The 22559-nt window shown below is 63.9% G+C and carries 20 protein-coding genes and 1 other RNA gene; 8 read left to right on the top strand and 13 right to left on the bottom strand.

Features of this window, described 5'->3' with window-relative positions; all coding sequences use genetic code 11:
* Nucleotides 1–8: 8 nt before the first annotated feature.
* The 3 genes from ACBG85_RS17135 to ACBG85_RS17145 form a co-directional block, all read right to left on the bottom strand.
* Entirely contained in the window at nucleotides 9–1040 is a 1032-nt protein-coding gene (locus ACBG85_RS17135) for a cupin domain-containing protein (RefSeq protein WP_075833459.1), read from the bottom strand.
* Between the two features lie 60 nt (nucleotides 1041–1100).
* Nucleotides 1101–1922, bottom strand: coding sequence for an alpha/beta fold hydrolase (locus ACBG85_RS17140; protein WP_003941629.1), 822 nt, complete (start codon nucleotides 1920–1922; stop codon nucleotides 1101–1103).
* 188 nt (nucleotides 1923–2110) lie between these two features.
* The gene (locus ACBG85_RS17145; RefSeq protein WP_003941634.1) at nucleotides 2111–3238 is read right to left on the bottom strand and encodes an NDMA-dependent alcohol dehydrogenase; all 1128 of its coding nucleotides are present in this window, start codon (nucleotides 3236–3238) and stop codon (nucleotides 2111–2113) included.
* Nucleotides 3239–3404: 166 nt separating this feature from the next.
* Here ACBG85_RS17145 and ACBG85_RS17150 point away from each other — a divergent pair, with 166 nt between their 5' ends.
* The gene (locus ACBG85_RS17150; protein WP_083059123.1) at nucleotides 3405–4265 is read left to right on the top strand and encodes a spermidine synthase; all 861 of its coding nucleotides are present in this window, start codon (nucleotides 3405–3407) and stop codon (nucleotides 4263–4265) included.
* A 9-nt stretch (nucleotides 4266–4274) separates the two neighbouring features.
* Here the strand turns inward: ACBG85_RS17150 and ACBG85_RS17155 are convergent, their stop codons facing one another.
* The 3 genes from ACBG85_RS17155 to ACBG85_RS17165 form a co-directional block, all read right to left on the bottom strand.
* Nucleotides 4275–7289 carry a bifunctional [glutamine synthetase] adenylyltransferase/[glutamine synthetase]-adenylyl-L-tyrosine phosphorylase gene (locus tag ACBG85_RS17155; RefSeq protein WP_372024120.1) on the bottom strand — a complete coding sequence of 1005 codons (3015 nt, stop codon included), beginning with the start codon at nucleotides 7287–7289 and terminating at the stop codon, nucleotides 4275–4277.
* On the bottom strand, nucleotides 7286–8626 hold the full coding sequence (locus ACBG85_RS17160; RefSeq protein WP_003941637.1) for a glutamine synthetase family protein: 1341 nt from the start codon (nucleotides 8624–8626) through the stop codon (nucleotides 7286–7288). Before ACBG85_RS17160 ends, ACBG85_RS17155 begins: the two co-directional genes overlap by 4 nt.
* Before the next feature lie 107 nt (nucleotides 8627–8733).
* Nucleotides 8734–10305, bottom strand: coding sequence for an alpha/beta hydrolase (locus tag ACBG85_RS17165; protein WP_007735453.1), 1572 nt, complete (start codon nucleotides 10303–10305; stop codon nucleotides 8734–8736).
* Nucleotides 10306–10512: 207 nt separating this feature from the next.
* Here ACBG85_RS17165 and panB point away from each other — a divergent pair, with 207 nt between their 5' ends.
* From panB to pip, 3 genes are read left to right on the top strand one after another with little or no spacing between them, the layout of a single operon-like run.
* Nucleotides 10513–11382: a 3-methyl-2-oxobutanoate hydroxymethyltransferase gene (gene panB / locus ACBG85_RS17170; protein ID WP_007735454.1), complete on the top strand. Its 870-nt coding sequence runs from the start codon at nucleotides 10513–10515 to the stop codon at nucleotides 11380–11382.
* Nucleotides 11383–11433: 51 nt separating this feature from the next.
* Nucleotides 11434–11871: a hypothetical protein gene (locus ACBG85_RS17175; RefSeq protein WP_007735455.1), complete on the top strand. Its 438-nt coding sequence runs from the start codon at nucleotides 11434–11436 to the stop codon at nucleotides 11869–11871.
* Complete coding sequence (pip, locus tag ACBG85_RS17180) at nucleotides 11871–12863, top strand: prolyl aminopeptidase (protein ID WP_070160789.1); 993 nt, start codon at nucleotides 11871–11873, stop codon at nucleotides 12861–12863. Before ACBG85_RS17175 ends, pip begins: the two co-directional genes overlap by 1 nt.
* Nucleotides 12864–12867: 4 nt before the next feature.
* Here pip and ACBG85_RS17185 read toward each other — a convergent pair whose 3' ends face one another.
* The 3 genes from ACBG85_RS17185 to rnpB form a co-directional block, all read right to left on the bottom strand.
* The gene (locus ACBG85_RS17185) at nucleotides 12868–14277 is read right to left on the bottom strand and encodes an RNB domain-containing ribonuclease (RefSeq protein WP_007735456.1); all 1410 of its coding nucleotides are present in this window, start codon (nucleotides 14275–14277) and stop codon (nucleotides 12868–12870) included.
* Between the two features lie 108 nt (nucleotides 14278–14385).
* Entirely contained in the window at nucleotides 14386–14571 is a 186-nt protein-coding gene (locus tag ACBG85_RS17190; protein ID WP_007735457.1) for a hypothetical protein, read from the bottom strand.
* A gap of 320 nt (nucleotides 14572–14891) precedes the next feature.
* An RNA gene (gene rnpB / locus ACBG85_RS17195) (RNase P RNA component class A) lies at nucleotides 14892–15306 on the bottom strand.
* A 54-nt stretch (nucleotides 15307–15360) separates the two neighbouring features.
* Here rnpB and ACBG85_RS17200 point away from each other — a divergent pair.
* A complete protein-coding gene (locus tag ACBG85_RS17200; protein ID WP_007735458.1) occupies nucleotides 15361–15888 on the top strand; it encodes a DUF1697 domain-containing protein in 528 nt (175 codons plus the stop codon).
* Between the two features lie 28 nt (nucleotides 15889–15916).
* Nucleotides 15917–17152, top strand: coding sequence for an SLC13 family permease (locus tag ACBG85_RS17205; RefSeq protein ID WP_372024123.1), 1236 nt, complete (start codon nucleotides 15917–15919; stop codon nucleotides 17150–17152).
* Between the two features lie 29 nt (nucleotides 17153–17181).
* Here ACBG85_RS17205 and ACBG85_RS17210 read toward each other — a convergent pair whose 3' ends face one another.
* From ACBG85_RS17210 to cobC, 4 genes are all read right to left on the bottom strand, one after another.
* Nucleotides 17182–18321 carry a bifunctional RNase H/acid phosphatase gene (locus ACBG85_RS17210; protein WP_030537561.1) on the bottom strand — a complete coding sequence of 380 codons (1140 nt, stop codon included), beginning with the start codon at nucleotides 18319–18321 and terminating at the stop codon, nucleotides 17182–17184.
* Complete coding sequence (locus ACBG85_RS17215; protein WP_003941604.1) at nucleotides 18318–19055, bottom strand: zinc ribbon domain-containing protein; 738 nt, start codon at nucleotides 19053–19055, stop codon at nucleotides 18318–18320. Before ACBG85_RS17215 ends, ACBG85_RS17210 begins: the two co-directional genes overlap by 4 nt.
* A 108-nt stretch (nucleotides 19056–19163) precedes the next feature.
* Nucleotides 19164–20297, bottom strand: coding sequence for a Nif3-like dinuclear metal center hexameric protein (locus ACBG85_RS17220; RefSeq protein WP_372024125.1), 1134 nt, complete (start codon nucleotides 20295–20297; stop codon nucleotides 19164–19166).
* A complete protein-coding gene (gene cobC / locus ACBG85_RS17225) occupies nucleotides 20294–21328 on the bottom strand; it encodes an Rv2231c family pyridoxal phosphate-dependent protein CobC (protein ID WP_064074748.1) in 1035 nt (344 codons plus the stop codon). The genes ACBG85_RS17220 and cobC overlap by 4 nt, the downstream gene beginning before the upstream one ends.
* Nucleotides 21329–21384: 56 nt before the next feature.
* Between cobC and ACBG85_RS17230 the strand changes: the two genes are divergently transcribed.
* Entirely contained in the window at nucleotides 21385–22080 is a 696-nt protein-coding gene (locus ACBG85_RS17230) for an HAD hydrolase-like protein (protein WP_372024128.1), read from the top strand.
* Nucleotides 22067–22558 (top strand): low molecular weight protein-tyrosine-phosphatase, encoded by a 492-nt coding sequence (locus ACBG85_RS17235; RefSeq protein ID WP_030537565.1) that lies wholly within the window; start codon nucleotides 22067–22069, stop codon nucleotides 22556–22558. Before ACBG85_RS17230 ends, ACBG85_RS17235 begins: the two co-directional genes overlap by 14 nt.
* The last annotated feature ends 1 nt before the right edge of the window (nucleotide 22559 follow it).

Here is a 22559-nt window from a genome sequence, read left to right on the forward strand (position 1 = left end):
CTTGCCGATCAGTGCTGGCGGTCGATCGGATTGATCCGCGAGACGATGAGCGGATCGATCGGGGTGAAAGGAAAGTGCGGCAGATCCCGTTCCGGAACACCGAACGAGGCCGAGAGAACGCCGCGTGAGAACGCGGAAGCCGTTGCACGGTAGCCTATGTCGCCCGGCGTCGGCTGGTCGAAGAAGATGAGGAAGTTGATGTCCTCGTCACCTAGAACCTCGATGTGATGGGGATAGGCACGCGGAACGAAATACACCTGACCAGGCTCCAGTAGGTAGGTGTCGAGCGAACCGTCCGGATCGAGGACCGTCATCCGCCCGTGACCACGATGCACGTATCCCATTTCGGCAGTGACGGGATGCCAGTGTGGCTCACGCATCCCACTCTCGCGAATAGTCAACGAGTACATCGAAAGATCCTCCAGCGCCGCCCAATACTGCTTGCGCGCCACTTTCGCCTGTCCGTACGGATATGCGAGAGGCGCGATCTGGCCTTCGAGATCGAAGAGATGCGCGTTGGGAAGGCCGGCGGTATCGGGAACGACGGCGGCGCCGTCCCGCCGAACTATCTGGGACGCATCGGCTCTACCGAAGACGTCGAAGGCCGATGCGGCGAGATCGTACGTATTGCCGAGCACCGCGTTCGACATTGCGCTGACGCTACTCTGCAACGAAAAGTGCTGCGGCAGAGAAGTACGCAGGGCGGCGATGATCTCCGCCTCCTCCTCTCCGACATTCTCGATGTGATAAATCGCGCCGGATTCGACGTGATACATCTGCCCCGCTCGCACCACGAAACTGGCGAACTCGTCAGCATTGCCCAACATCGAGACGAGCACGGTTCCGCTGGTGACGTAGGCGATCTGGTTCGCGTTGACGTTCCATTGTGGTTCACGGATCGCGCCGGGACCGAGAACAATTCGTTTGATCGACAGACCGGACAGGATCGGCAACGAACTCGTGTCGAGCTGCGAGATCGACCCGAGTTCGTTCTCGAAGACACTGGGGCCATTGCGTAGTGAGGCAACGTGTGTAGACATGGCAATTTTATCCTTCCCACTCTGGTCCTTTCGACTCCGCTCCCTTCCGCCTCGCTGACGTCAGTCCTCGATGAACGCGAGAATGTCCTGGTCCAGTGTCTTCTGATATGAGCCGTAGATGCCGTGAGGTGCGCCCGGATACACCTTCAGCGTGCCCTTCTTCACCAGCTTGATCGCCTTCTCGGCCGCTGCGCCGATCGGCACGATCTGATCGTCGTCGCCCTGAGCGATGAGGAACGGAACGTCGATGGCTTCGAGATCGGAGGTCTGGTCCGTCTCCGAGAATGCCTTGACGCAGTCGTAGGCCGCGGCGAGGTTGACCAACATACCTTGCCGCCAGAAGTCGTCCTTCGCCCCTTGCGAGACGTCGGCACCTTCGCGGTTCGCGCCGTAAAAGCTCTCGCTGAGATCCTTGTAGAACTGCGATCGGTCTCGCAGAACTCCCTCACGGATGCCGTCGAAGACCTCGATCGGTGTGCCTTCGGGGTTGCCGTCCGACTTGACCATGATCGGCGGTACGGCGCCGGCGGTGATCACCTTCGCCACGCGCCCTTTGCCGTGCTGCGCCGCGTACCGGACCACTTCCCCGCCGCCGGTCGAATGGCCAACCAGGACCAGGTCTTTCAGGTCGAGTGTGTCGATCAGCTCAGCCAGGTCCTTGGCATATGTATCCATGTCGTTGCCGGTGTACGTCTTCGACGAGCGACCGTGTCCTCGACGATCGTGCGCGATGGTCCGGTATCCGGCGTCGGCGAACAACTTCATCTCGACCTGCCACGCGTCAGAACTCAGCGGCCACCCGTGGCTGAGGACGATCGGCCGGCCGACGCCGTGCTCGGTGTAGTAGATCTCGGTTCCGTCGGAGGTGGTGATGTAGGGCATGCTCTGCTCTTCTCTGTCGAGTCGTGGACTGAGATCCGGACACGGTGCCCGGTTTCCTCACTCTGCGAGTGCCCACTACGGGGGCAGTCGACTCATCGATCGACAGAAATGTGCGTGGGGGCAGAAGACTCCGGCCCGACACCACGAAGCGTGGTGCCGGGCCGGAGCCTTCAGTCAAAGGGAAACGATCAGTAATCGTCCTCCGTGTAGACGATCATCCCGCGCAGATTCTTTCCTTCGAGCATGTCGGCGTACCCCTCGTTGATCTCCTCGAGCTTGTAAGTCTTGGTCACCAACTCGTCGAGTTTGAGTGCGCCGCTTCGGTAGTGATCGAGCAACTTGGGAATCTGGGACCGTGGCCCTACCCCGCCGAAGATGGCTCCCTGCAAACGCTTCTGCAGAAGGGTCAGCTCGAAGAGGCTGAGCGTCACCTGCGAATCCGCGTAATGCCCCATTCCGACGACCACGACCTGTCCACCCTTGCCCGTCGCGCTGAGCGCGGGCTGAATGATGTCGCCGTGAATCTCGCCCACGGTGATCACGGTGACGTCGGCCATCTTGCCCCAGGTGATCTCGCCGATCACCGGTAGCGCTTCCTCGAGGGAGGCAAAAGTGTGTGTGGCGCCGAATTCCTTTGCCTTGTCGCGCTTGAACTCGACGGGATCGATCGCGATCACAAATCGTGCTCCGGCGGACGCCGCACCCTGCACCGAGTTGATTCCGACGCCGCCGACGCCGACGACCACCACCGTGTCGCCGACCTTGGCTCCACCGATCGCGGTGGCCGATCCCCAACCGGTGGCAACACCGCAGCCGAGCAAGGCCGCCTTGTCGAGCGGGATGTCCTTCTCGATCTTGATCACCGACGCCTCGTTGACGGTCACGTACGGCGAAAATGTTCCGAGCAGGCACATCTGGATGACCGGCTCGTCGTCGAGGGTGACGCGGTACGTCTTGTCGGAGATCGCCTGCCCGGTCAACAGGCCGGCTCCTTCGTCGCAGATGTTCTGCAGACCCTTCGCACAGGACGGACAACGTCCGCACGCCGGGATGAAGGCGAGAACCACGTGGTCGCCTTCTTCGACGCTCGCGACACCCGGTCCGACCTTCGTCACCACTCCGGCTCCTTCGTGCCCGCCCAGGGCCGGGTAGAAGGGCAGCGGGCTGGCGCCCGTACGCAAATGTTCGTCCGAATGGCACAGCCCCGATGCGGCGAGTCGGACCTGCACCTCACCCGAGACCGGGTCCCCCAGCTCGACCTCTTCGATCTCCCACGCCTGACCTGGCGCCTTGACTACCGCTGCCTTGACCTTCACCTGCACTCCTCGAAATTCTTCGTGATGCACGGACGACGAAAGAACGCGCCGGCATTTGTGTCGCCGATCACACTCCATGTACGAGTGTGCCTGAAGTAGCCCGAGAATACCGTCGGTCCGTGTGCCTTTTTGGTAGCCGCCTCTACCAGAAAGGCGCACGGCTAACATGGACACAGTGGCCAAGGGAACTCGCAAGACCAGAACTCGCAGCAGTACTCCCGAGCGAGGCGAGTCCGGTCCCGTCGCCGGCACTTTTCCGATCGATACCGGGACGTGCGAACTAGTCCGCGATCAGTACTCCGATGACAGTTGGATCATCCAGATCAACGGAGTGCCCAGTTCCCACGTGAACGTCGCGGATCCCACGGTGCTCGATTTCGAGTACATGCGGTGGATCGCGCATCTGGTCGATTCCGAACGTGACAAGGCCGAGCGCCTGCGGGTGCTTCATCTCGGCGGTGGCGCCTGCTCCATGGCCAGATACTTCGCCGCCACCTACCCTGACGCGCGTCAAGTGGTGGTCGAAATCGACGGTGCTCTGGCGGAACTCGTACGCGATTGGTTCGACCTCCCGCGCGCGCCTCTTCTGCGCATCCGCGTCGGAGAAGCCCGCGCCGTCACCGAAACTCTCACCGAGTCCACCCGGGACATCGTGATTCGAGATGTCTTCGCCGGCAGCACAACTCCGACACCACTGACGACGGCGCAATTCACCACCCACGTACGACGCGTGCTCGCACCGGGCGGCATCTACATCGTCAACTGCGGCGACACCCCGGATCTCCAGGGCGCGCGCAGCGAGGCCGCAACCATCGGCGCACAGTTCGAACACATGGCGATCATCGCCGATCCCGCGATGCTCAAGGGCCGCCGCTACGGCAACATGATCATCGCGGGCAGCGACGTACCGATCGGCGGGCAACCCGCGCTCGCGCGCGAGCTACTCGGCGGCGGAGTTCCCGCCCACGTGTGGCAGAACGCCGAAGTCCGCAGGTTTGCCGCGAACGCGGCGATTCGGCAGGACTGACCGAGAGCGCTACTCGCCGCCGAAGACCCTCTCCACCACAGCTTTTGCCCGACGCGTGATGCGCAGGTAGTTGTCGAGGAACTCCCCTGCGTCGTCGCCGTATCCAGCGACCTGCGCCACCGCCGCGAGAACACGGCCCGGGCCGGGAAGCTGATCGGTCGGCTTGCCTCGCACCAGAACGAGGCAGTTGCGTGCCTTCGTCGCGGTGATCCAGGCGTCACGCAGCAGTTCGACGTCACCTTCGCTGAGCAGTTCCGCGGCGCCGATGGCGTCGAGAGTCTCGAGGGTCGACGTGTTGTGCAGCGACTCGATCTTGTCGGCGTGGCGCAGCTGCAGCAATTGCACAGTCCACTCGATGTCGGCCAAGCCGCCGCGACCCAGTTTGGTGTGCGTCGCCGGATCGGCTCCGCGCGGGAGCCTTTCGGAATCGACTCGCGCCTTGATGCGCCGGATCTCGCGCACCGCCGCATCACTGACGCCGCCCTCGGGGTAGCGGGTCTTGTCGATCATGTGCAGGAACCGCAGTCCCAATTCAGGATCACCGGCAACCGGGTGCGCACGAAGCAGCGCTTGAATCTCCCACGCCTGAGCCCACTTCGCGTAGTACGCGTCGTAGGACTCGAGAGTGCGCACCATCGGACCGTTACGGCCTTCCGGACGCAATCCGGTGTCGACTTCGAGCGGTGGATCTGTACTCGGTGCCCCGAGAAGCTTGCGCACCTTGTCGGCAATGCTGTTGGCCCACTTGACCGCAACGGTCTCGTCGACGCCCTCGCGGGGTTCGCACACGAACAGAACGTCCGCATCGGATCCATAGCCGAGTTCGCCACCGCCGAGTCGACCCATGCCGATGACGGAGAAACTGGCCGGCGCCTCGGTCCCGAGTTCGGCGACGCTGGCCTTGATCACCGCGGAGAGCGATGCATTGAGCACCGCGGCCCACACCGAGGACAGCGCCTTGCAGACTGCAGGAACATCGAGCATGCCGAGGATGTCGGCCGACGCGATTCGCGCAAGTTCGTGTCGCCGCAACGAGCGGGCCGCAGCAACAGCACGATTCGGATCACTGTGTCGGCCGGAGGCGGTGAGGATTCCGCGAGCGACGTCCTCGGGCTTCGGCTCGACAAGGCGCGGTCCACTCGGCGAATCCGCGAACAAGCGAATCACGTCGGGAGCCTTGATGAGCAGGTCGGGTAGGTACGCCGACGAGCCCAGCACGGTCATCAGACGCTCGGCCACCGCAGCCTCGTCGCGGAGCAGGCGCAGGAACCACGTCTGGTCGACGAGCGCGTCCGAGAGCCTGCGGTAAGCGAGCAGACCTGCATCGGGATCCGGTGTGTCCGCGAGTGATTCGAGCAGAGTCGGCAACAGGAGCGCTTGAATGCGCCCCTTGCGTGAAGCGCCACTCGTCAGTGCAGTCAGATGCCCGAGAGCATGCTCGGGTGCCGTGTAACCCAGAGCGGCCAACTGCCGAACCGCGGCTTCTGGTCCCAGGACCAGTGCTTCCTTGTCCATCCGCGCCACCGATTCGAGAAGCGGGCGGTAGAACAACTTGGCGTGCAGGCGGCGAATCCGATGCGAATTCCGCTTGATCTCGGCGCGCAGGACTCCCAGGGAATCCAGACGACCGTCTGGCCGCATGTGCGCGGCGCGGGCCAGCCAACGCAGCGCTTCCTCGTCGTCCGGCGGCGGCAGGGTGTGTGTGCGCTTGAGCTTCTGCAACTGCAGACGGTGCTCGAGCAGGCGCAGGAATTCGTATGACGCAGTCAGGTTGGCGGCGTCGTCGCGGCCGACGTATCCACCCGCCGCCAATGCAGTCAGTGCATCGACGGTGCTCTGGACATGCAACGAACTGTCGGCGCGCCCGTGCACCAATTGCAGGAGTTGGACGGCGAATTCGACGTCGCGCAAACTTCCGCGGCCGAGTTTGAGTTCACGCTCACGCAGTTCGGGGGGAACCATTTCCTCGACGCGTCGACGCATGGCCTGGACTTCGGGGACGAAGTCCTCGCGCTCGGAGGCGATCCACACCATCGGGCTCATCGCCTCGGAGTACTGGCGACCGAGCTCCATGTCGCCGGTCATCGGACGAGCCTTGAGCAGTGCCTGGAACTCCCAGGTCTTGGCCCAGCGCTTGTAGTACGTGATGTGGGATTCGAGGGAGCGAACCAATTCTCCGCGCTTGCCTTCGGGCCGCAGCGCAGCATCGACCTCGAAGAATGCGGAGGTACCGATACGCATCATCTCACCGGCAACGCGACTGGCCGTCGCATCGGCCGGTTCGGCGACGAACACCACGTCGACGTCGGAGACGTAGTTCAGCTCGCGCGCACCACATTTGCCCATGGCGATCACGGCGAGCCGGATCGGACAGCTGCCCTCGGGACACACCGTTGCGATGGCCACCGCAAGTGCAGCGGTCAGCGCGGCGTCGGCCAGATCGGAAAGCTGGTGCCCCACAGTCTGATACGGCACCACCGGCTCGTTCTCGACGGTCGCCGCAAGATCAGCCGCAGCCAGCAGCATCAACTGGTCCTTGTAGCTCTTACGCAGAGCAACAACAGCTTCCGGCCCGGTCACCGTGGCGCGGTAGGTCAATGAACCTTCGGTGGCACCCTCGTCGACAGTTGCACCCACGACCTCCAGCAAGGCTGCAGTCGCCTCGTCCTTGGTCGGCAGAGCGGTGCCGTCGAGCAGTTTCCAGCCGATCGGATCCGCGGCCAGGTGGTCGCCGAAGGCCGACGACGCACCCACCAGTGCGAACAAACGGCCGCGCAGGCTCTTGTCCTTGCGCAGGACCTGATCGAGTTCGCGCCACCCGTCGCCGAGCCCGTCCTTGATCCGCACAAGGGTGCGCAGAGCGAGGTCGGCATTCGCGGCACGCGAAAGCGACCACAAGAGTTCGATGCTCTCGGCGTCGACCCAACCGAGCTGACGCAACTCGTCGGCAGCGGTGGGCTCGACCAGCCCGAGTCGACCCGGTCCTGGAACTGCTGATCTCGCAGCGGGCGGTTTCACCGTCACAGACCGAGGTAGGTCTTGAGCTCGAACGGCGTCACGTGGCTGCGGTATTCCTCCCACTCACGACGCTTGTTGCGCAGGAAGAAATCGAAGACGTGCTCGCCGAGTGCTTCGGCCACGAGCTCCGACTTCTCCATCTCGCGCAGAGCGCTGTCCAAGTTGCTCGGCAGTTCCTTGTAACCCATGGCGCGACGCTCGGCGGAGGTCAACGACCACACGTCGTCTTCTGCCTCGGGCGGCAAGGTGTAGCCCTTCTCGATGCCGCGAAGACCGGCAGCAAGCAGGACCGCGAAAGTCAGGTACGGGTTGCAAGCCGAGTCTGGGCTACGGATCTCGACGCGACGTGACGACGCCTTGTTGGGGGTGTACATCGGGACGCGGATGAGAGCCGATCGGTTGGACGGGCCCCACGACGCGGCAGTGGGCGCCTCTCCCCCGTGAACGAGTCGCTTGTACGAGTTGACCCACTGGTTCGTGACCGCACTGATCTCGTTGGCGTGCTCGAGGATGCCGGCGATGAACGCCTTGCCGGTCTCGGAGAGCTGCATCGGATCGTCAGGATTGTGGAAGGCGTTGGTATCGCCCTCGAACAAGCTCATGTGGGTGTGCATCGCGGAGCCGGCCTGATCGCTGAACGGCTTGGGCATGAAGCTCGCCCGAACGCCTTCACCGATCGCGACCTCCTTGACGACGTACCGGAACGTCATGACGTTGTCGGCCATCGAGAGTGCGTCGGCGTAGCGCAGATCGATCTCCTGCTGACCCGGCGCGGCCTCGTGGTGGCTGAACTCGACCGAGATACCCATCGACTCGAGTGCGTCGATGGCATGGCGGCGGAAGTTCGGAGCCGAATCGTGCACAGCCTGGTCGAAGTATCCACCCGAGTCGGCCGGGATCGGCGGAGTGCCGTCGATCGGACCGTTCTCCAGCAGGAAGAACTCGATTTCCGGGTGAACGTAGCAGCTGAAGCCCAAATCGCTGGCCTTGCTCAACTGGCGACGCAGGACGTGGCGCGGATCTGCCCACGACGGCGAACCGTCGGGCATCGTGATGTCACAGAACATGCGCGCGGAATGCTGCGCACCGTCCTTGTGGGCCCACGGCAGGATCTGGAATGTCGAAGCGTCGGGCCGAGCGACGGTGTCGGCTTCGGAGACTCGAGAGAATCCCTCGATGGCGGAACCGTCGAATCCGATTCCCTCCTCGAAGGCGCCTTCGAGTTCGGCGGGGGCGATCGCCACCGATTTGAGGTACCCGAGAACATCGGTGAACCACAAGCGGACAAACCGAATGTCGCGCTCTTCCAGGGTACGAAGCACGAATTCTTTTTGGCGATCCATGCACGCGAGACTAAGCAAGCCACGTTAAATCTGTGTTACATCAGTGGTCCCGGTTAACAGAGTGATTGGTCACCATCGAATAGGCGCAGCGTACGGCGTCGCGCCGGCTAACATGTCAGACCCTCTTCCGGAGCCTTCAAGTAAACGAAGTAGTCGACGACGGCATCGTCGACGCAGGAGTTTCCGTCCAGAACCACCGTGTGTTGGGTTCCGTCGAACGTGATCAGAGCAGCGCCCAACTGCTTCGCGAGATCCACTCCGGCCTGATACGGGGTCGCCGGATCCTGCGTCGTGGACACGACGACCAGCTGCGGCAGACCGGCGTCAGCGAGTGCCTGGGGGTCGAGCGCGTGAGGGCTGCCGGTAGCCGGAACGGGCCAGAACGCGCACAGGTCCAGCGGCGCTTGACCCGTCCCGCGGCCGTCGTCGAGGAACGGCGCCGCCTCGCGGTACCGAGTGTCGGATTCGCCGGCCTCGGCGCGGTCGGTGGTTGCCGGATCGTCCACGCAGCGAATGGCGTTGAACGCGTCGTTGATGTTGGAGTAGCTGCCGTCATCCTCACGGCCTTCGTACATGTCGGCGAGATTGAGCAGCGAGTCGCCGCGTCCGTCGGCCAGACTCGACAGACCCCCACGCAGCGGCGTCCACAACTGTGGCGAGTACAGAGCTTGCTGCACGCCCGTGATCGCGTCGGAATAACTCAGCCCGCGCGGATCGGTGGTCTGTGCCGGCTTCTCGATCAACGGATCGACGAGTGCCTGAAAGCGTGCCTGCGCCTGCGCCGGATCATCACCCAGCGGGCAATCCGTTCGCGAGACACAGTCGGCGACAAAGGCGTCGAACGCGCCTTGGAAGCCCTGCCCCTGCAAGACCACTTCGTCGACCGGATCCTGCTCGGGGTCGAGCGCGCCGTCGAGGACCATCGCTCGGACGTTCTGCGGAAAGGTTTCCGCGTACGTGGATCCGAGCCGGGTCCCGTACGAGAACCCGAGGTAGTTCATCTTCGGATCGCCGAGAACGCCCCGAATGACGTCCATATCTCGCACCACCTCGTAGGTACCGACATGAGCGAGGAACTCCGTACCGGTCCGCTCAGCGCACTTGGCGGCGTAGTCCTTGCTGTCCGCCTCGGCGAGAGCGATGCCCTCCGGCGTCATGTCGACGTTGACCTCCGCACGCTCCGCGTCGGTCTCCTCCGGCGTCAAACACCGAACCTGCGGGGTCGACGCCCCGATCCCCCGCGGATCGAAGCCGATCATGTCGAAACGTTCCTGCAATTCGGTGCCCGAACCCGAGGTCGCCATCGACAGCCCGGACCCACCCGGCCCGCCGGGGTTCAGCAACAGTGAGCCGATGCGGTCGCCGGTTGCCTTCGAACGCGAGATCACCACCTTCGCGGTGTCGCCGTTCGGATTCGCGTAGTCGACGGGAACGCTCACCTCGGCGCAGTCGATCCCACGCCCCAGCGGCGCAGTTCCTTCTTCGACAAATTGGTCGCACGAACCCCAGTCGAGCGTCTGCTCGTAGAATTTCTCGAGGCCGGACGGCACCGCGGACGCGGCAGAACCAGCAGGTTCCACTGATTCGGGCGTGCCTTCCGAACTGGTGCAACCGACAACCAACACGAGCACTGCTGCGCTTCCGGCGAGGGCACCGGAGAGGCGAACGAACTTCGACATGCCATCGATGGTGCCAGGAAACCGCGATAGCCAGCGGTTCGCCTCGTCTCGGCACCTACCTGATACGCGCGCGGTGATGTGACCCATTGCACCCCGTCAACTATTCGTGTCGGCGATGTCCGGTGGCAGACTGAACACGTCATCACCCACACCCGGGGACCCGAAGGCGATCAACGCTCAGGGCCTCGAGGCCAGAAAGGGACAACGATGTCCGAAACACCTCTCTACGGTTCTGTACCCAGTGCAGTTTCTGTACCCACTGCAAGCTCTACCGATGCACCGAAGCGTAAGACGCGCATTCACCACCTCGCCGAGATGAAGCAGAACGGCGAACGCTGGTCGATGCTCACCGCTTACGACTACTCCACGGCACGCATCTTCGAAGACGCAGGCATCCCGGTGCTGCTCGTCGGCGACTCTGCCGCCAACGTCGTCTACGGCTACGACACCACCGTGCCGATCACCGTCGACGAACTGCTCCCGCTAGTGCGTGGCGTGGTTCGCGGCGCCCCGCACGCACTCGTCGTCGCCGACCTCCCCTTCGGCACGTACGAGGGTTCCGCCGAGCAGGCCCTGGCGACTGCGACGCGGTTCATGAAGGAAGGCCTCGCGCACGCCGTCAAGCTCGAGGGCGGCGAGCGGATGAGTAAGCAGATCGCGGCTATCACCTCGGCCGGCATCCCCGTCATGGCTCACGTCGGATTCACCCCGCAGAGCGTGAACTCGCTCGGCGGTTTCCGCGTCCAGGGTCGCGGCGACGCGGCCGAGCAGCTTGTGGCGGACGCCATTGCAGTCCAGGAAGCCGGGGCGTTCTCCGTCGTCATGGAAATGGTTCCGGCCGAGATCGCGGGCCAGGTCAGCCGCAAACTCACCATCCCCACCGTCGGCATCGGGGCCGGTTCCGAATGCGACGCTCAGGTACTCGTCTGGCAGGACATGGCGGGTTACACGAGTGGTAAGACAGCCAAGTTCGTCAAGCGTTTCGGTAACGTCGGTGACGAACTGCGTTCCGCAGCCGCAGCCTATGCATCAGAAGTTCGCACTGGCGCTTTCCCGGCCGCAGAACACAGTTTCTGATCCGAGACCGGCGAACGCCGCCTGTCTCTCAACCAGCCAGGGGTGCGTTCAATGATCGGTAACCGTCGAAGTTCTACTGCCGCAGCTGTAGTCGGCGCGGCAGCTCTCGTCACGGTGCTGAGCGGATGCGCGGGAGGGTCCACCAACTCTCCCGCGCCCAGCAGCACTACGCCCGCGAGTTCCACCACGACGGCGCCGGCAACAACCGCGTCCGGTTCGACGTTCACCGACGCTCAGGTCCAGCAGTTGTGCTCGGATATGGAAGGGCAGCTGCAGAACTGGCGGACCGTCACCCCGACGCTCGGCAAGGGCGGACTGAACACGATCGTCATCACGTGGGCGACGCAGAACGGCATCAACCTGCTCGATCTCGCTCAGAACCGCGAAAGCATCGACGCGGCAACCTCAGCCGCGTGCCCCGACGTCCGGAGCGGCGCGATTTCCGCACTCGAGATCCCCGATCTCGCCTCCGGCCTGGTGGGCTTCTGATGACCGACACGTCAGCCACTTCAGGGCAGCCGTCGGCTCTCCGGAGTCTGTATCCCCCGATCGAGCCTTTCGTCACCGGCTTCCTCGATGTCGGTGACGGCCAGAGCATGTACTGGGAAGTCAGCGGAAATCCGGACGGCAAGCCCGTGGTGTTCCTGCACGGTGGCCCCGGCGGTGGTGCGCAACCGGCGGTACGCCAGTTCTTCGATCCGGCCGCATACCGCATCGTTCTACTCGACCAGCGCGGCTGCGGGCGGTCCACCCCTCACGTTGCCGACGGCGCCGACCTGTCGGTGAACACGACGGACAAGCTGCTGGCCGACATCGAAGCCCTGCGTGAACATCTTTCGATCGACAAGTGGATGGTCTTCGGCGGGTCCTGGGGTTCCACGCTGTCCATCGCCTACGCCGAAACATTTCCTACGCGCGTCACTGAGCTGGTCCTGCGCGGGATCTTCCTCCTGCGTCGTAGCGAGATCGACTGGTACTACAACGGCGGCGCGGGAAACATCTTCCCGGAGCGCTGGGACAAATTCCTCGAACCGGTACCCGAGGCGCAGCGCGGCGAAGACCTCGTCGCGGTCTATCACCAACTGCTCCATTCCGAAGACCCCGCCGTCGCAGCCCGGGCAGCCATCGCCTGGTCGGCCTGGGAAGGATCGACGAGCTACCTGTACCCACAGGCGGACAAGATCGAACAGAACTCCGAGACCAGGTTCGCCTTGGCCTTCGCTCGTATCGAGAACCACTACTTCGTCAACGGCGGATTCTTCGACGAGGGTCAACTCCTACGCGAAAGCTCCGCACTGCACGGCATTCCGGGGACGATCGTCCAGGGCCGCTACGACGTCGTCTGCCCCGCCACCAGCGCGTGGGCGCTGCACAAGGCGTGGCCCGAATCCAAGCTCGTGATCGTCGACGACGCCGGACACTCCGCCATGGAGCCCGGCATCGCACATCACTTGGTGGAAGCCACCGATTCGTACCGGTAGCTCGCTACGCCGGGAACGTGAACTCCACCGTCCGTTTGACGGTGTCGACGGCGGTGAGTCGCACCTTTGCGCGCTCACCGTCGTCGGGCGTTCCGACGCATTTCGCAATCACGGCGACCGACGGGACAAACACTTCCGCCGAGCGCTTTCCGTCCTTGGCGCGCATCACCACTGCGTCGAAGACCTCGCCGACCCGGCCGTCGAGCAGCGTGGACTCGGTCAGATCGATGCACGCACGGTCGACCTTGTTCGCCAGCGAGTCGGACCCACTCATGATGTCGGGCAGCTCGGGAAGGGCAGTGCGCGCCCATTCCGGTACCGGCGTACCAGCTGTGATCGCCAGACACACCTCGGTGCTGAAACGATCGGACAGCCGGCGCAGCGGAGCAGTCACGTGAGCGTAGGGCGCTCCGATCCCCGCATGCACCGTCAACTCCGGTAGTCGGCCGTCGAAGGCCGCGTAGTCTGCCCCGCGCAGCAACGACGGCGCAACCGACATCAGCGCCATAGTCGACGGCTCGTTGGAATCGAGTCCGGCAAGAATCTGCCCGACGCTTTGCCCCTCCGGCCACGTGATACCCAGCGCCACTGCAGTTCTCCGCAAGGTCCGAACCGCGGACTCCTCGGCCGGCGGCAGCGTGCGAAGCAACCCGATACCTGCGTCGATCATCATGCGGCCGGCACACATCCCGGTCAGCAGCGACACTTCTGCGTTCCAGTCGTCCGCTTCGGTGCGTGGCTCCAGTTCGATCCGCCAGCGAGCCGAGGACTCGTCCTCCGGCTGATCCCGAACCACTGACTGCTCGGGCAGTTTCAGCTCGATGGCACCCCTGGCAACCGCCGAGACACTGCGCAATCGTCCGAACTCCGGTAGTGCGGCGATGGACGGATGCAAGGTTCCCGCGTCGGCATCGCGCTGCACGGTCGAATAGTCCAGACGTGCCACCGATTTCACCAGAGCGCGTCTCACCTGCCACGACGTCGGCTCGGCCTGCGCGTCGAGTTCGATCCGCCACAGCGCGGCGGGACGAACCACGTCCGGCAGCAGACTCGCCGATCCCTCCGACAACGCTCGGGGATGCAGCGGGACGGAACCGTCCGGGAGATAGAAGGTTTGGCCCCGCTTGCGGGTTTCGATGTCGAGAGCGCCACCCGGCGTCACCACCGCCGCGACGTCGGCGATCGCGTAGTGCACGACGTACCCGGTCGAGATCTTCTCGATGTGCACTGCCTGGTCGAGGTCCATCGATCCGGGAGGGTCGATGGTCACGAAGGCGATACCCGTTTCGTCGACACGCCCGGCACCGAAACGATCCACGGCATTCTCGGCCTCGGCCTGCGCCGCAGCCGAGAATGCTCCTGGCAAGTCGAACTCCGCCCGAACCACTCCGAAGTCGATTCCCTGCACCATCATTCGACTTGCGGGCACGCATCCTCCATGATCGGTTCGGGCCGGTGTAGCAGCAGTACCGGTCCCAGTTGTTCGAGTCCCGGCCGTTCCAAGGCTCAGTTATTCCAAGGCTCAGTTGTTCCAGTCTTCGTCTGCCCGATCGGCGGCTTTGTTGCGTTCGGCAGCGATCTTCAATGCATGCTCGGCAGAGTCCCGATCAGGGTACGGCCCCATCCTCGTCAGCGAGGACGCACCCTTTCCCTGCGTGACGGAACCGTCGGACACGTCGAAGTACCAGAGTCGATCTTCATCAGTCATATCCACAGTGTGACATCAGAGTGAGATAGAAGCTTGTAGATCGCTGTGAGACTGATATTCTTTCTACTTGGCCTGGCAGGTGAGAACCGGACATTCGAACGGTGAGTTCTGCTTGAATGCCCAACACAAGCTACGAACAGAAAATGGAGTGCGCATGTCCGCAATTCTTTACGATTACCTCCTCCCGCTCATGGGCCATGACGCGGCAACGTACTGGGCTACGCTGCTGGTCATCAAGCCTGTCTGACAGCTTTCGACCATAGAGAAGACCCCCACCGATCCGGTGGGGGTCTTCTTTGTGCTCTCTTGCAGATCGCGGGCGGACGAGTCGGCGTGTAAGCCGGATCCTGTCCTGCGGCACCGAAGTGCCGAGTGGCGACCATCCATCTGGGCACACCGTCGCCGGGTGCCTCGAGCGGTTCACCCGCAGGCTCGGGCGAGCAGCCCTCGAACACCTGCGCAGCCGCACCGCGAGCGATGCGACCTTCAACCTTGCTCCGGGCGGGGTTTACCTAGCCACCCCGGTCACCCGAGGTGCTGGTGCGCTCTTACCGCACCGTTTCACCCTTACCTGCCTCGAAAGGCAGGCGGTCTGTTTTCTGTGGCACTGTCCCGCGAGTTGCCTCGGGTTGCCGTTAACAACCGCCCTGCTCTGTGGAGTCCGGACTTTCCTCGGCCCCAGGCCTGTGCGCGATACGCGCTGGTTCCAGAAGCCGCGGCCGCCCGGCCAACTCGTCCGCCCCCGTATGCTACCGGGCGCCTGTCGGTGGCCGGCACTATGGTCACCGTATGACTCGGTACGTGGCCCTGCTACGCGGTATCAACGTGGGCGGCATCAACATCAAGATGGCGGACCTGGCGAGAGTCTTCGGTGACCTCGGATTCCAAGGGGTGAAAACCGTGTTGGCCTCAGGCAACGTTCTGTTCGACAGTCCGAGCACCGACATCCCGACGCTGAAGAAACAGATCGAATCCGCCCTTGCCCGCGAGTTCGGCTACGAGGCTTGGGTGTTCGTCCTCGACCTTCCGACACTGCAGGCGATCGTGGACAACTACCCGTTCGAGCGCGAACGCGAGGGTTGGCATGCTTATGCGATGGTTGCCTCCGAGCCGGAAATCCTGGAGGAATTGAGCACTGCAGCAGCGCAACTCGATGCCTCGGTCGAGCGTGTGGCGGCAGGCGACGGAGTCCTGTACTGGGAGGTCGAGAAGGGGCAGACCGTCAAGAGCGCGTTCGGCAGGAACACCGGAAAACCGAAGTTCAAGGCGTTCACCACAACCCGAAACCTGAACACGCTCTACAAACTGCTCAAATGACGCTCGCCCCGACACGGAGCACCATCGCGTGACTCTTCTACCGATCCTGCTCGTCGTCCTCGTCCTCGTCTTCGCGATAGTGCGTCCACGCGGGCTTCCCGAGATCGTCATCGCCGGGCCGGCAGCTGTCGTCGTTCTCCTGACCGGCGTCGTAACTCTCGACGAAGCCCGCGACGAACTGGCGAGCATGGCACCCACCGTCGTCTTCCTGGTTGCCGTGCTGGTTCTCGCTCATGCCGCCGATGCTCTCGGCGTCTTTCGCTGGGTCAGCCAGATCCTGCAGCAAAAATCCCTCGCCGATCCACACCGGTTGCTGATTTACGTATTCGGCGCCGCTGCCCTGACCACGGCGGTCCTGAGCCTCGACGCCACCGTCGTACTTCTGACACCCGCAGTGATCGCGGCCGCACGATCCATCGGAGCAAGTCCCCGGCCGCATTCCTATGCCAGTGCGCACCTGTCGAATTCGGCGTCGACCCTGCTGCCGGTGTCCAACCTGACCAACCTCATCGCGTTTGCCGCAACAGGTTTGACGTTCTTGCACTTCACCGCATTGATGGCGTTGCCGTGGGTCGTGACGATCGCTGTCGAGTACCTGATTTTTCGACTGTTCTTCCGTTCGGAACTCGCGCGGGGCGACAGCGCCGAACCGCCGGTGGCAGCCAGATCTGCGCCTGCGCCGATTCTGCCGCTGACGGTGATCGGAATGACGCTGCTCGGTTTCGCGGTTTCGGGTTTCTTCGGGATCGAGCCCGCCTGGATCGCGGTGGTGGGTGCGAGTGTCCTGGGAGCGATCGCTCTGGCTCGGCACCGTACGACCGCCGCCAAGATGCTCTACGCTGCCGACCTCTGGTTCTGCGCGTTCGTCCTGGTTCTCGGAATCATCGTCGCCGGAGTCGCGAACGGGCCGGTGGGCGAATGGATTGCGCAGATCCTGCCAGGCGACACCAGCTACGGCTCACTGCTCTTTGTCGCCGCGGTAGCGGCGGTTGCGTCCAATCTCGTCAACAACCTGCCGGCAACCTTGCTGATGATCGCAGCGCTCGGAACGGCGGCACCTCCAGCGCTGGTGCTTGCGATGTTGATCGGCGTCAACCTCGGCCCCAACCTCACCTACGTGGGCTCACTGGCAACGATGCTCTGGCGACGAGTCGCCACCAGCGCGGGCGCACCGCCCACGCTGGCGACATTCACTCTGCTCGGGGTCATCACGACGCCACTGACGCTGCTCGCCGCCGTGAGCGCCCTGTGGTTGGTGATCTGATCAGAGGCTGATCAGCCGTCGGGGCTCTTTCAGCGAAGGTGTGACGTGTCGTTGACCAACCGGACCGAGGCTCCCCCGTCGGGATAGAACTCGGTGATACTCAGCGACGCCAGATCCAGATGCAACCGGTACAGCAACGACGGCCCGGCATCGAGGGCCAGCTGCACCAAAGTCTTGATCGGGGTGACGTGAGAGACGACCAACAGCGTCGCGCCGCCGTAGGTCGAGATCAGGTCGTCACGCGCGGCGACGACTCGTTCGCGTACCTCGTCGAAACTCTCGCCGCCCGGTGGACGCACCGAAGTGTCCGAGAGCCATTCGCGATGCAGGTCCGGGTCACGCTCGGCTGCCTCGCGGAACGTGAGTCCGTCCCAGTCGCCGAAATCGGTTTCGATCAAACCCTTGTGCTCGACGACGGGTAAGCCGAGCACGCGGGCCGATGCCTCTGCCGTCTCACGGGTTCTGCCGAGGGGTGAGCAGACGATGGCGTCGATACCGCCTCGGTTCCCGAAGCGTCCGGCTGCGCCGGCAGCCTGCGCGCGGCCCAGTTCCGTGAGCTCCGGATTCCCACGTCCGGAGTACCGGCGATCGACCGACATCGCTGTCTGTCCGTGACGTAGCAACAACATTCGTGTCGGCTTGCCGGTGGTGGCGATCCATCCCGGAGAGCCGGCGATCTGCGGCTCCGACGTCTCTTCGGACGGCGCGGCAGGTGCAGCAGGTGCGGGGGCCGAAGGTGCGACTGGGCCGGTTTCGATGCCGGCAGCCGCGTCCATCGCCTCGTTGGCAAGGCGATCGGCATGAGAGTTCTCGCCGCGAGGAATCCACGTGTAGGTCACTCGCGAGAACTGCGTCGCCAGCTCGGCAGCGCGCCGCTGCAGCGGAATCATGTCCGGGTGCTTGACCTTCCAGCGCCCGGACATCTGCTCGACGACCAACTTGGAATCCATGCGGACGTCGACCGTCGACGCGCCGAGTTCACCGGCAGCGGTCAACCCGGCGATCAGTCCGCGGTACTCGGCGACGTTGTTGGTCGCGATACCGATGCTTTCCTTGCGTTCGGCCAACACCGAGCGCGAGGCGTCGAACACCACCGCTCCGTAGCCGGCCGGACCGGGGTTGCCCCGCGATCCACCGTCGGCCTCGACGATGACCTGCGAGAGAGTCACAGACCGGACTCCTTGGTACGCACCATGATTGCATTGCACTCTGGGCAACGAACTACGACGTCGGCCGGTGTCGCGGCGATTCGGGAGATCTCGCCGCGGTCGATCTCGATCCGGCAAGCGCCGCATCGGCGTGCCTGCAGAAGCGCCGCGCCCGGTCCGCCCAGGCTGCGCTGCTTCTCGTAGACAGCAAGGAAATCGGCGGGAAATTCACCGACGAGTCGTTCACGATCGGCAGCGCAACGCTCCTGCGCCTTGTCCAGATCAGCGACGGCATCGTCGCGGCGACGCTTGGCGTCGATCAGCTCTTCTTCGGCCTGGGACAGCTGGGCACCGGCGTGATCGTGATCGGCCTGCAACGCCTCACGCTGCTCCATCACTTCGAGCAACTCGTCTTCGAGGAGCCCCTGACGCCGGACCAGGCTGCCGAGTTCGTGTTCGAGTTCGGTGAGCTGCTTCGCCCCGACCGACCCGCTCTGCAAGAGTGTGCGGTCACGATCCTCGCGCTGACGAACCGCGTCGACCTCGCCTTCGAGCTTGCGAATGTCGCGATCGATGTCGTCGATCTGGATTTCGACGGCTACGGACGCGTCTTTACGGCTGATTCGCTCGGCCTCGAGACGTTCGACTTCCTGCTGCTCGGGAAGCGCTCCGCGTCGGTGGGTGATCCGAGTGAGCTCAGCATCCACCCCGGCGAGGTCGAGAAGCTTGGATTGCACCTGTGGTTCGACGTTCACGCTGTATAACTCCTGCTGTAAGTCCGATGTCGGCAGTGCTCGCGAAGGACGGCTCTCGAAGAACTGCTCTTGAATTGTTCGTGCAACCGTACCTTGCAGAGCGCTGCACTAATGCGCACTCAAACACCATGGATCGGTGCGAATTGTCGAAACCCGGCTTTCCCACTCCGGATTGTCGGCAAACGCGGCGTCGAGCACCGATTTCGCCTGCGCGCACCACGGGTATTCACTCGCCCAGTGCGCGACGTCGACCAGAGCCGGGCCACCGGCGCGTAGATGCTCGTCCGCGGGATGATGCCGCAGGTCCGCAGTGACGTAGACGTCGGCGCCCAGTGCCGCCACCACGTCGAGATACGAGTCGCCGGAACCGCCGCACACCGCCACGGTACGAACGGTCGCGTCTGGATCTCCGGCCGCGCGAACACCCCACTCGGTCGAGGGCAGTGAGCGCGCCACTCGCGCGGTGAATTCCCGCAAGGTTTCGGGGTGGTCGAGCTCACCCAACCGCCCCAGTCCGAGTGAACTGGGGAACGCTGCGAGTTCGAAGACATCGAAGGCCGGTTCCTCGTACGGATGGGAGGCACGCAATGCGCCCAGCACTGCGCTTCGCTTTCCGCGAGGGGCAATCAATTCCACACGATTCTCGCGAACCTGCTCCACAGCGCCGACGGTCCCGATCGTCGGATTCGCTCCGTCGGCGGGCAGGAACTGACCCGTACCCGTGACGGTCCAACTGCACTGGCTGTAGTCACCGATCCGCCCAGCCCCGGCCTCGAAAAGTGCATCCTGCACGGCCGATGCATTCTCCACCGGAACCATGACGACCCACTTGTCGAGCGGCTGCGTCGGCTTGGGTTCGATCGGACGCAGCACGGTCAGGCCCAGAGCCTGCGCCAACGCGTCGGACACTCCGGGGTCGGCCGAGTCCGCATTGGTGTGCGCCGAGAACAGCGCGCACCCCGCCTTGATGAGCTTGTGAACCAACGCACCTTTGGGTGTGTGAGCACCGACGGTGTCCACCCCACGCAGCAGAAGTGGATGGTGAACGACCAGAAGGTCGGCACCGGAGGCGATGGCGTCGTCGACCACTGCCTCGGTCGGATCCACCGCGAAAACCACTCTCGTCACAGCGTCGGCCGGATCGCCGCAGACCAGGCCGACCGAGTCCCACGATTCCGCCAGGGCCGGCGGATACGCGGATTCCAGCACGGCTATGACGTCCGCAAGGGTTGGGCCACTCACAAGATCTCCTTCATCGCTTCGATCAGTACCGCAACCTGCTCGGCTGGACGGACGGCCACGCGCAGCCGATCCGGGCCGAGTCCGGGAAAGGTGTCGCACCTGCGGACGGCGATTCCGCAGGCACGCAGGTGCTCTCGCATCGTGGCGCCGTCACGGACATCGATGAGCACGAACGGCCCCGCAGCGGGTTGGTGCACGGCAATCCCGATCTCGGTCAGTCGCCGCGACATGTCTCGGCGGTCCACGGCAATCGCGTCGGCTTTGATCCTCGACTGCTCGACGGCAAACGGTTCGCAGCACGCCGTGATGGCCTCGATCTGCAGACTGCCCAATGGCCAGTGGGCTCGGCCGTGACTGAGTCGAGCCAGAAGATCGGGAGAGCCGATCGCGTATCCACACCGCAATCCGGCGAGCGCCCACGTCTTGGTCAGGCTCCGAAGGACCAGTACATCCGCCGACTCGACACCGGCGATGCTCTCCGTTTCGCCTGGGACCGCGTCGCCGAAGGCCTCGTCCACCACCAGGATCCGGCCCGGCTGACGCAATGCCAACACATCGGCCTTGGGGTGAAGCACGGACGTCGGGTTGGTCGGATTGCCCAGAACGACAAGGTCCGCGGATTCGGGTACCTGCGCGGTCCGAAGCTCGAAAGGCGGCTCCAGAATCACTTGAGTCACCGGCACACCGGCCTCTCGCAGTGCCAGTTCCGGTTCGGTGAACGACGGATGGATCAGCGCTGCCGAACGAGTGCCCAGACGCGGCAGCATCGCGAATCCCTCGGCACCGCCCGAGAGCAACAACACCTCTTCGGGCCGGCGCCCGTGCCGCTGCGCGACCGTTTCGCGAGCCTTCAGTTCCGCTGCGGCCGACGGGTACGAACCAAGCGTCGCCAGCCCTGCGGCCAGCCGATCCCGCAACCACTTCGGCGGGCCGGAGCCTTGAACGTTGACGGCAAAATCGAGTAACCCGGGCTCCGCTTCGACATCGCCGTGATGTCGCAAGCTCTCCAGGTCAACCGTTCCGGTACTCACCCGGTCAGCCTACGGTCGAGCACCGTGCGCGGACATCACCCCTGCCGTCCGGGACAATGAGTGCCGTGACGACACCACCGCTCGACCGCTTTCCCGTAGTTCTGTTCGATCTGGACGGCACCATCACCGATTCCGCTCCCGGCATTCACGGCGGCTTCCGACATGCGTTGGCAACTGTCGGCCATCCGGAGCCGACGGAAGCGATGTTGGCATCGGTGATCGGCCCGCCGATGGTCGACACATTCAGGTCACTCGGTATGGCCCCGGCGGACGTGGATCGGGCGATCGCCGCGTACATCGAGCGTTACGACGCGACCGGGTGGCAGGAGAACTCGGTGTACGAAGGCGTGGACGTCGTCCTGGGTAAGGCTCGCGCGAGCGGAACCCGACTGGCCGTCGCCACCTCCAAGTCGGAGCGATTCGCCATTCGAATCCTCGAGCATTTCGGCCTGGCCGAGCACTTCGAGTTCATCGGCGGCGCGAGTGACGACGGAACTCGTCGGGCTAAACCCGATGTGATCGCGCATTCGCTGACCTCACTCGGGATCACTCCCGTCCTCGCATCCGACGGCGGAACCCCCGACGTTCTCATGATCGGCGACCGTGATCACGACGTGCTCGGCGCCGCGAAGTACGGCATCCCCACCGTCGTCGTCGAATGGGGCTACGGTTCCGCCGAGGAAGCGCGGCAAGCGTTTCGCTCCGTATCGTCGGCATCCGAACTGGGAGGACTTCTCGATGGCCGCCACTGAACCACTCCACGTGACTGAACCACTTCATGTGACGTTTGTGTGCACCGGCAATATCTGCCGGTCACCGATGGCCGAAAAGATCTTGCTCGCGCATCTGGACCGTGAAGGCCTCGCCGACCGAGTCCGTGTCAGCAGTGCAGGTACCGAGGGGTTTCACACCGGTAGCGAGGCCGACGAGCGGACCAACGTCGTGCTCCGAGCGGCCGGATATCCGACGGGCCACAGTGCCGCGCAGGTCAATGCAGATCATCTCGCGGCCGATCTGGTCGTCGCCCTCGACACCGGCCATGAACGTGAGCTTGCTCATCTCGGCGTGCCAACCGAGCGTCGGCGCCTACTGCGATCGTTCGACCCCGAGGCTGACGGAGAATCGGTTCCGGACCCGTACTACGGGGCTCAGGAGGACTTCGAACTGGTGCGAGACCAGATCGAAGCAGCCATTCCCGACATACTCGACTGGATCCGCGAGCGAGCCTGAA

Origin of the sequence: Rhodococcus sp. NyZ502 (assembly GCF_041464245.1) — a bacterium.
Taxonomy (GTDB): Bacteria; Actinomycetota; Actinomycetes; order Mycobacteriales; family Mycobacteriaceae; genus Rhodococcus_F; species Rhodococcus_F qingshengii.

Coding starts and splice junctions, on each gene's coding strand:
- ACBG85_RS17160 (WP_003941637.1), bottom strand. CDS start 8,626: ATGGATCGCCAAAAAGAATTCGTGCTTCGTACCCTGGAAGAGCGCGAC.
- ACBG85_RS17165 (WP_007735453.1), bottom strand. CDS start 10,305: ATGTCGAAGTTCGTTCGCCTCTCCGGTGCCCTCGCCGGAAGCGCAGCA.
- ACBG85_RS17135 (WP_075833459.1), bottom strand. CDS start 1,040: ATGTCTACACACGTTGCCTCACTACGCAATGGCCCCAGTGTCTTCGAG.
- panB (WP_007735454.1), top strand. CDS start 10,513: ATGTCCGAAACACCTCTCTACGGTTCTGTACCCAGTGCAGTTTCTGTA.
- ACBG85_RS17235 (WP_030537565.1), top strand. CDS start 22,067: ATGGCCGCCACTGAACCACTCCACGTGACTGAACCACTTCATGTGACG.
- pip (WP_070160789.1), top strand. CDS start 11,871: ATGACCGACACGTCAGCCACTTCAGGGCAGCCGTCGGCTCTCCGGAGT.
- ACBG85_RS17150 (WP_083059123.1), top strand. CDS start 3,405: ATGGACACAGTGGCCAAGGGAACTCGCAAGACCAGAACTCGCAGCAGT.
- ACBG85_RS17190 (WP_007735457.1), bottom strand. CDS start 14,571: ATGACTGATGAAGATCGACTCTGGTACTTCGACGTGTCCGACGGTTCC.
- ACBG85_RS17200 (WP_007735458.1), top strand. CDS start 15,361: ATGACTCGGTACGTGGCCCTGCTACGCGGTATCAACGTGGGCGGCATC.
- ACBG85_RS17175 (WP_007735455.1), top strand. CDS start 11,434: ATGATCGGTAACCGTCGAAGTTCTACTGCCGCAGCTGTAGTCGGCGCG.
- ACBG85_RS17185 (WP_007735456.1), bottom strand. CDS start 14,277: ATGATGGTGCAGGGAATCGACTTCGGAGTGGTTCGGGCGGAGTTCGAC.
- ACBG85_RS17230 (WP_372024128.1), top strand. CDS start 21,385: ATGAGTGCCGTGACGACACCACCGCTCGACCGCTTTCCCGTAGTTCTG.
- ACBG85_RS17140 (WP_003941629.1), bottom strand. CDS start 1,922: ATGCCCTACATCACCACCTCCGACGGAACCGAGATCTACTACACCGAG.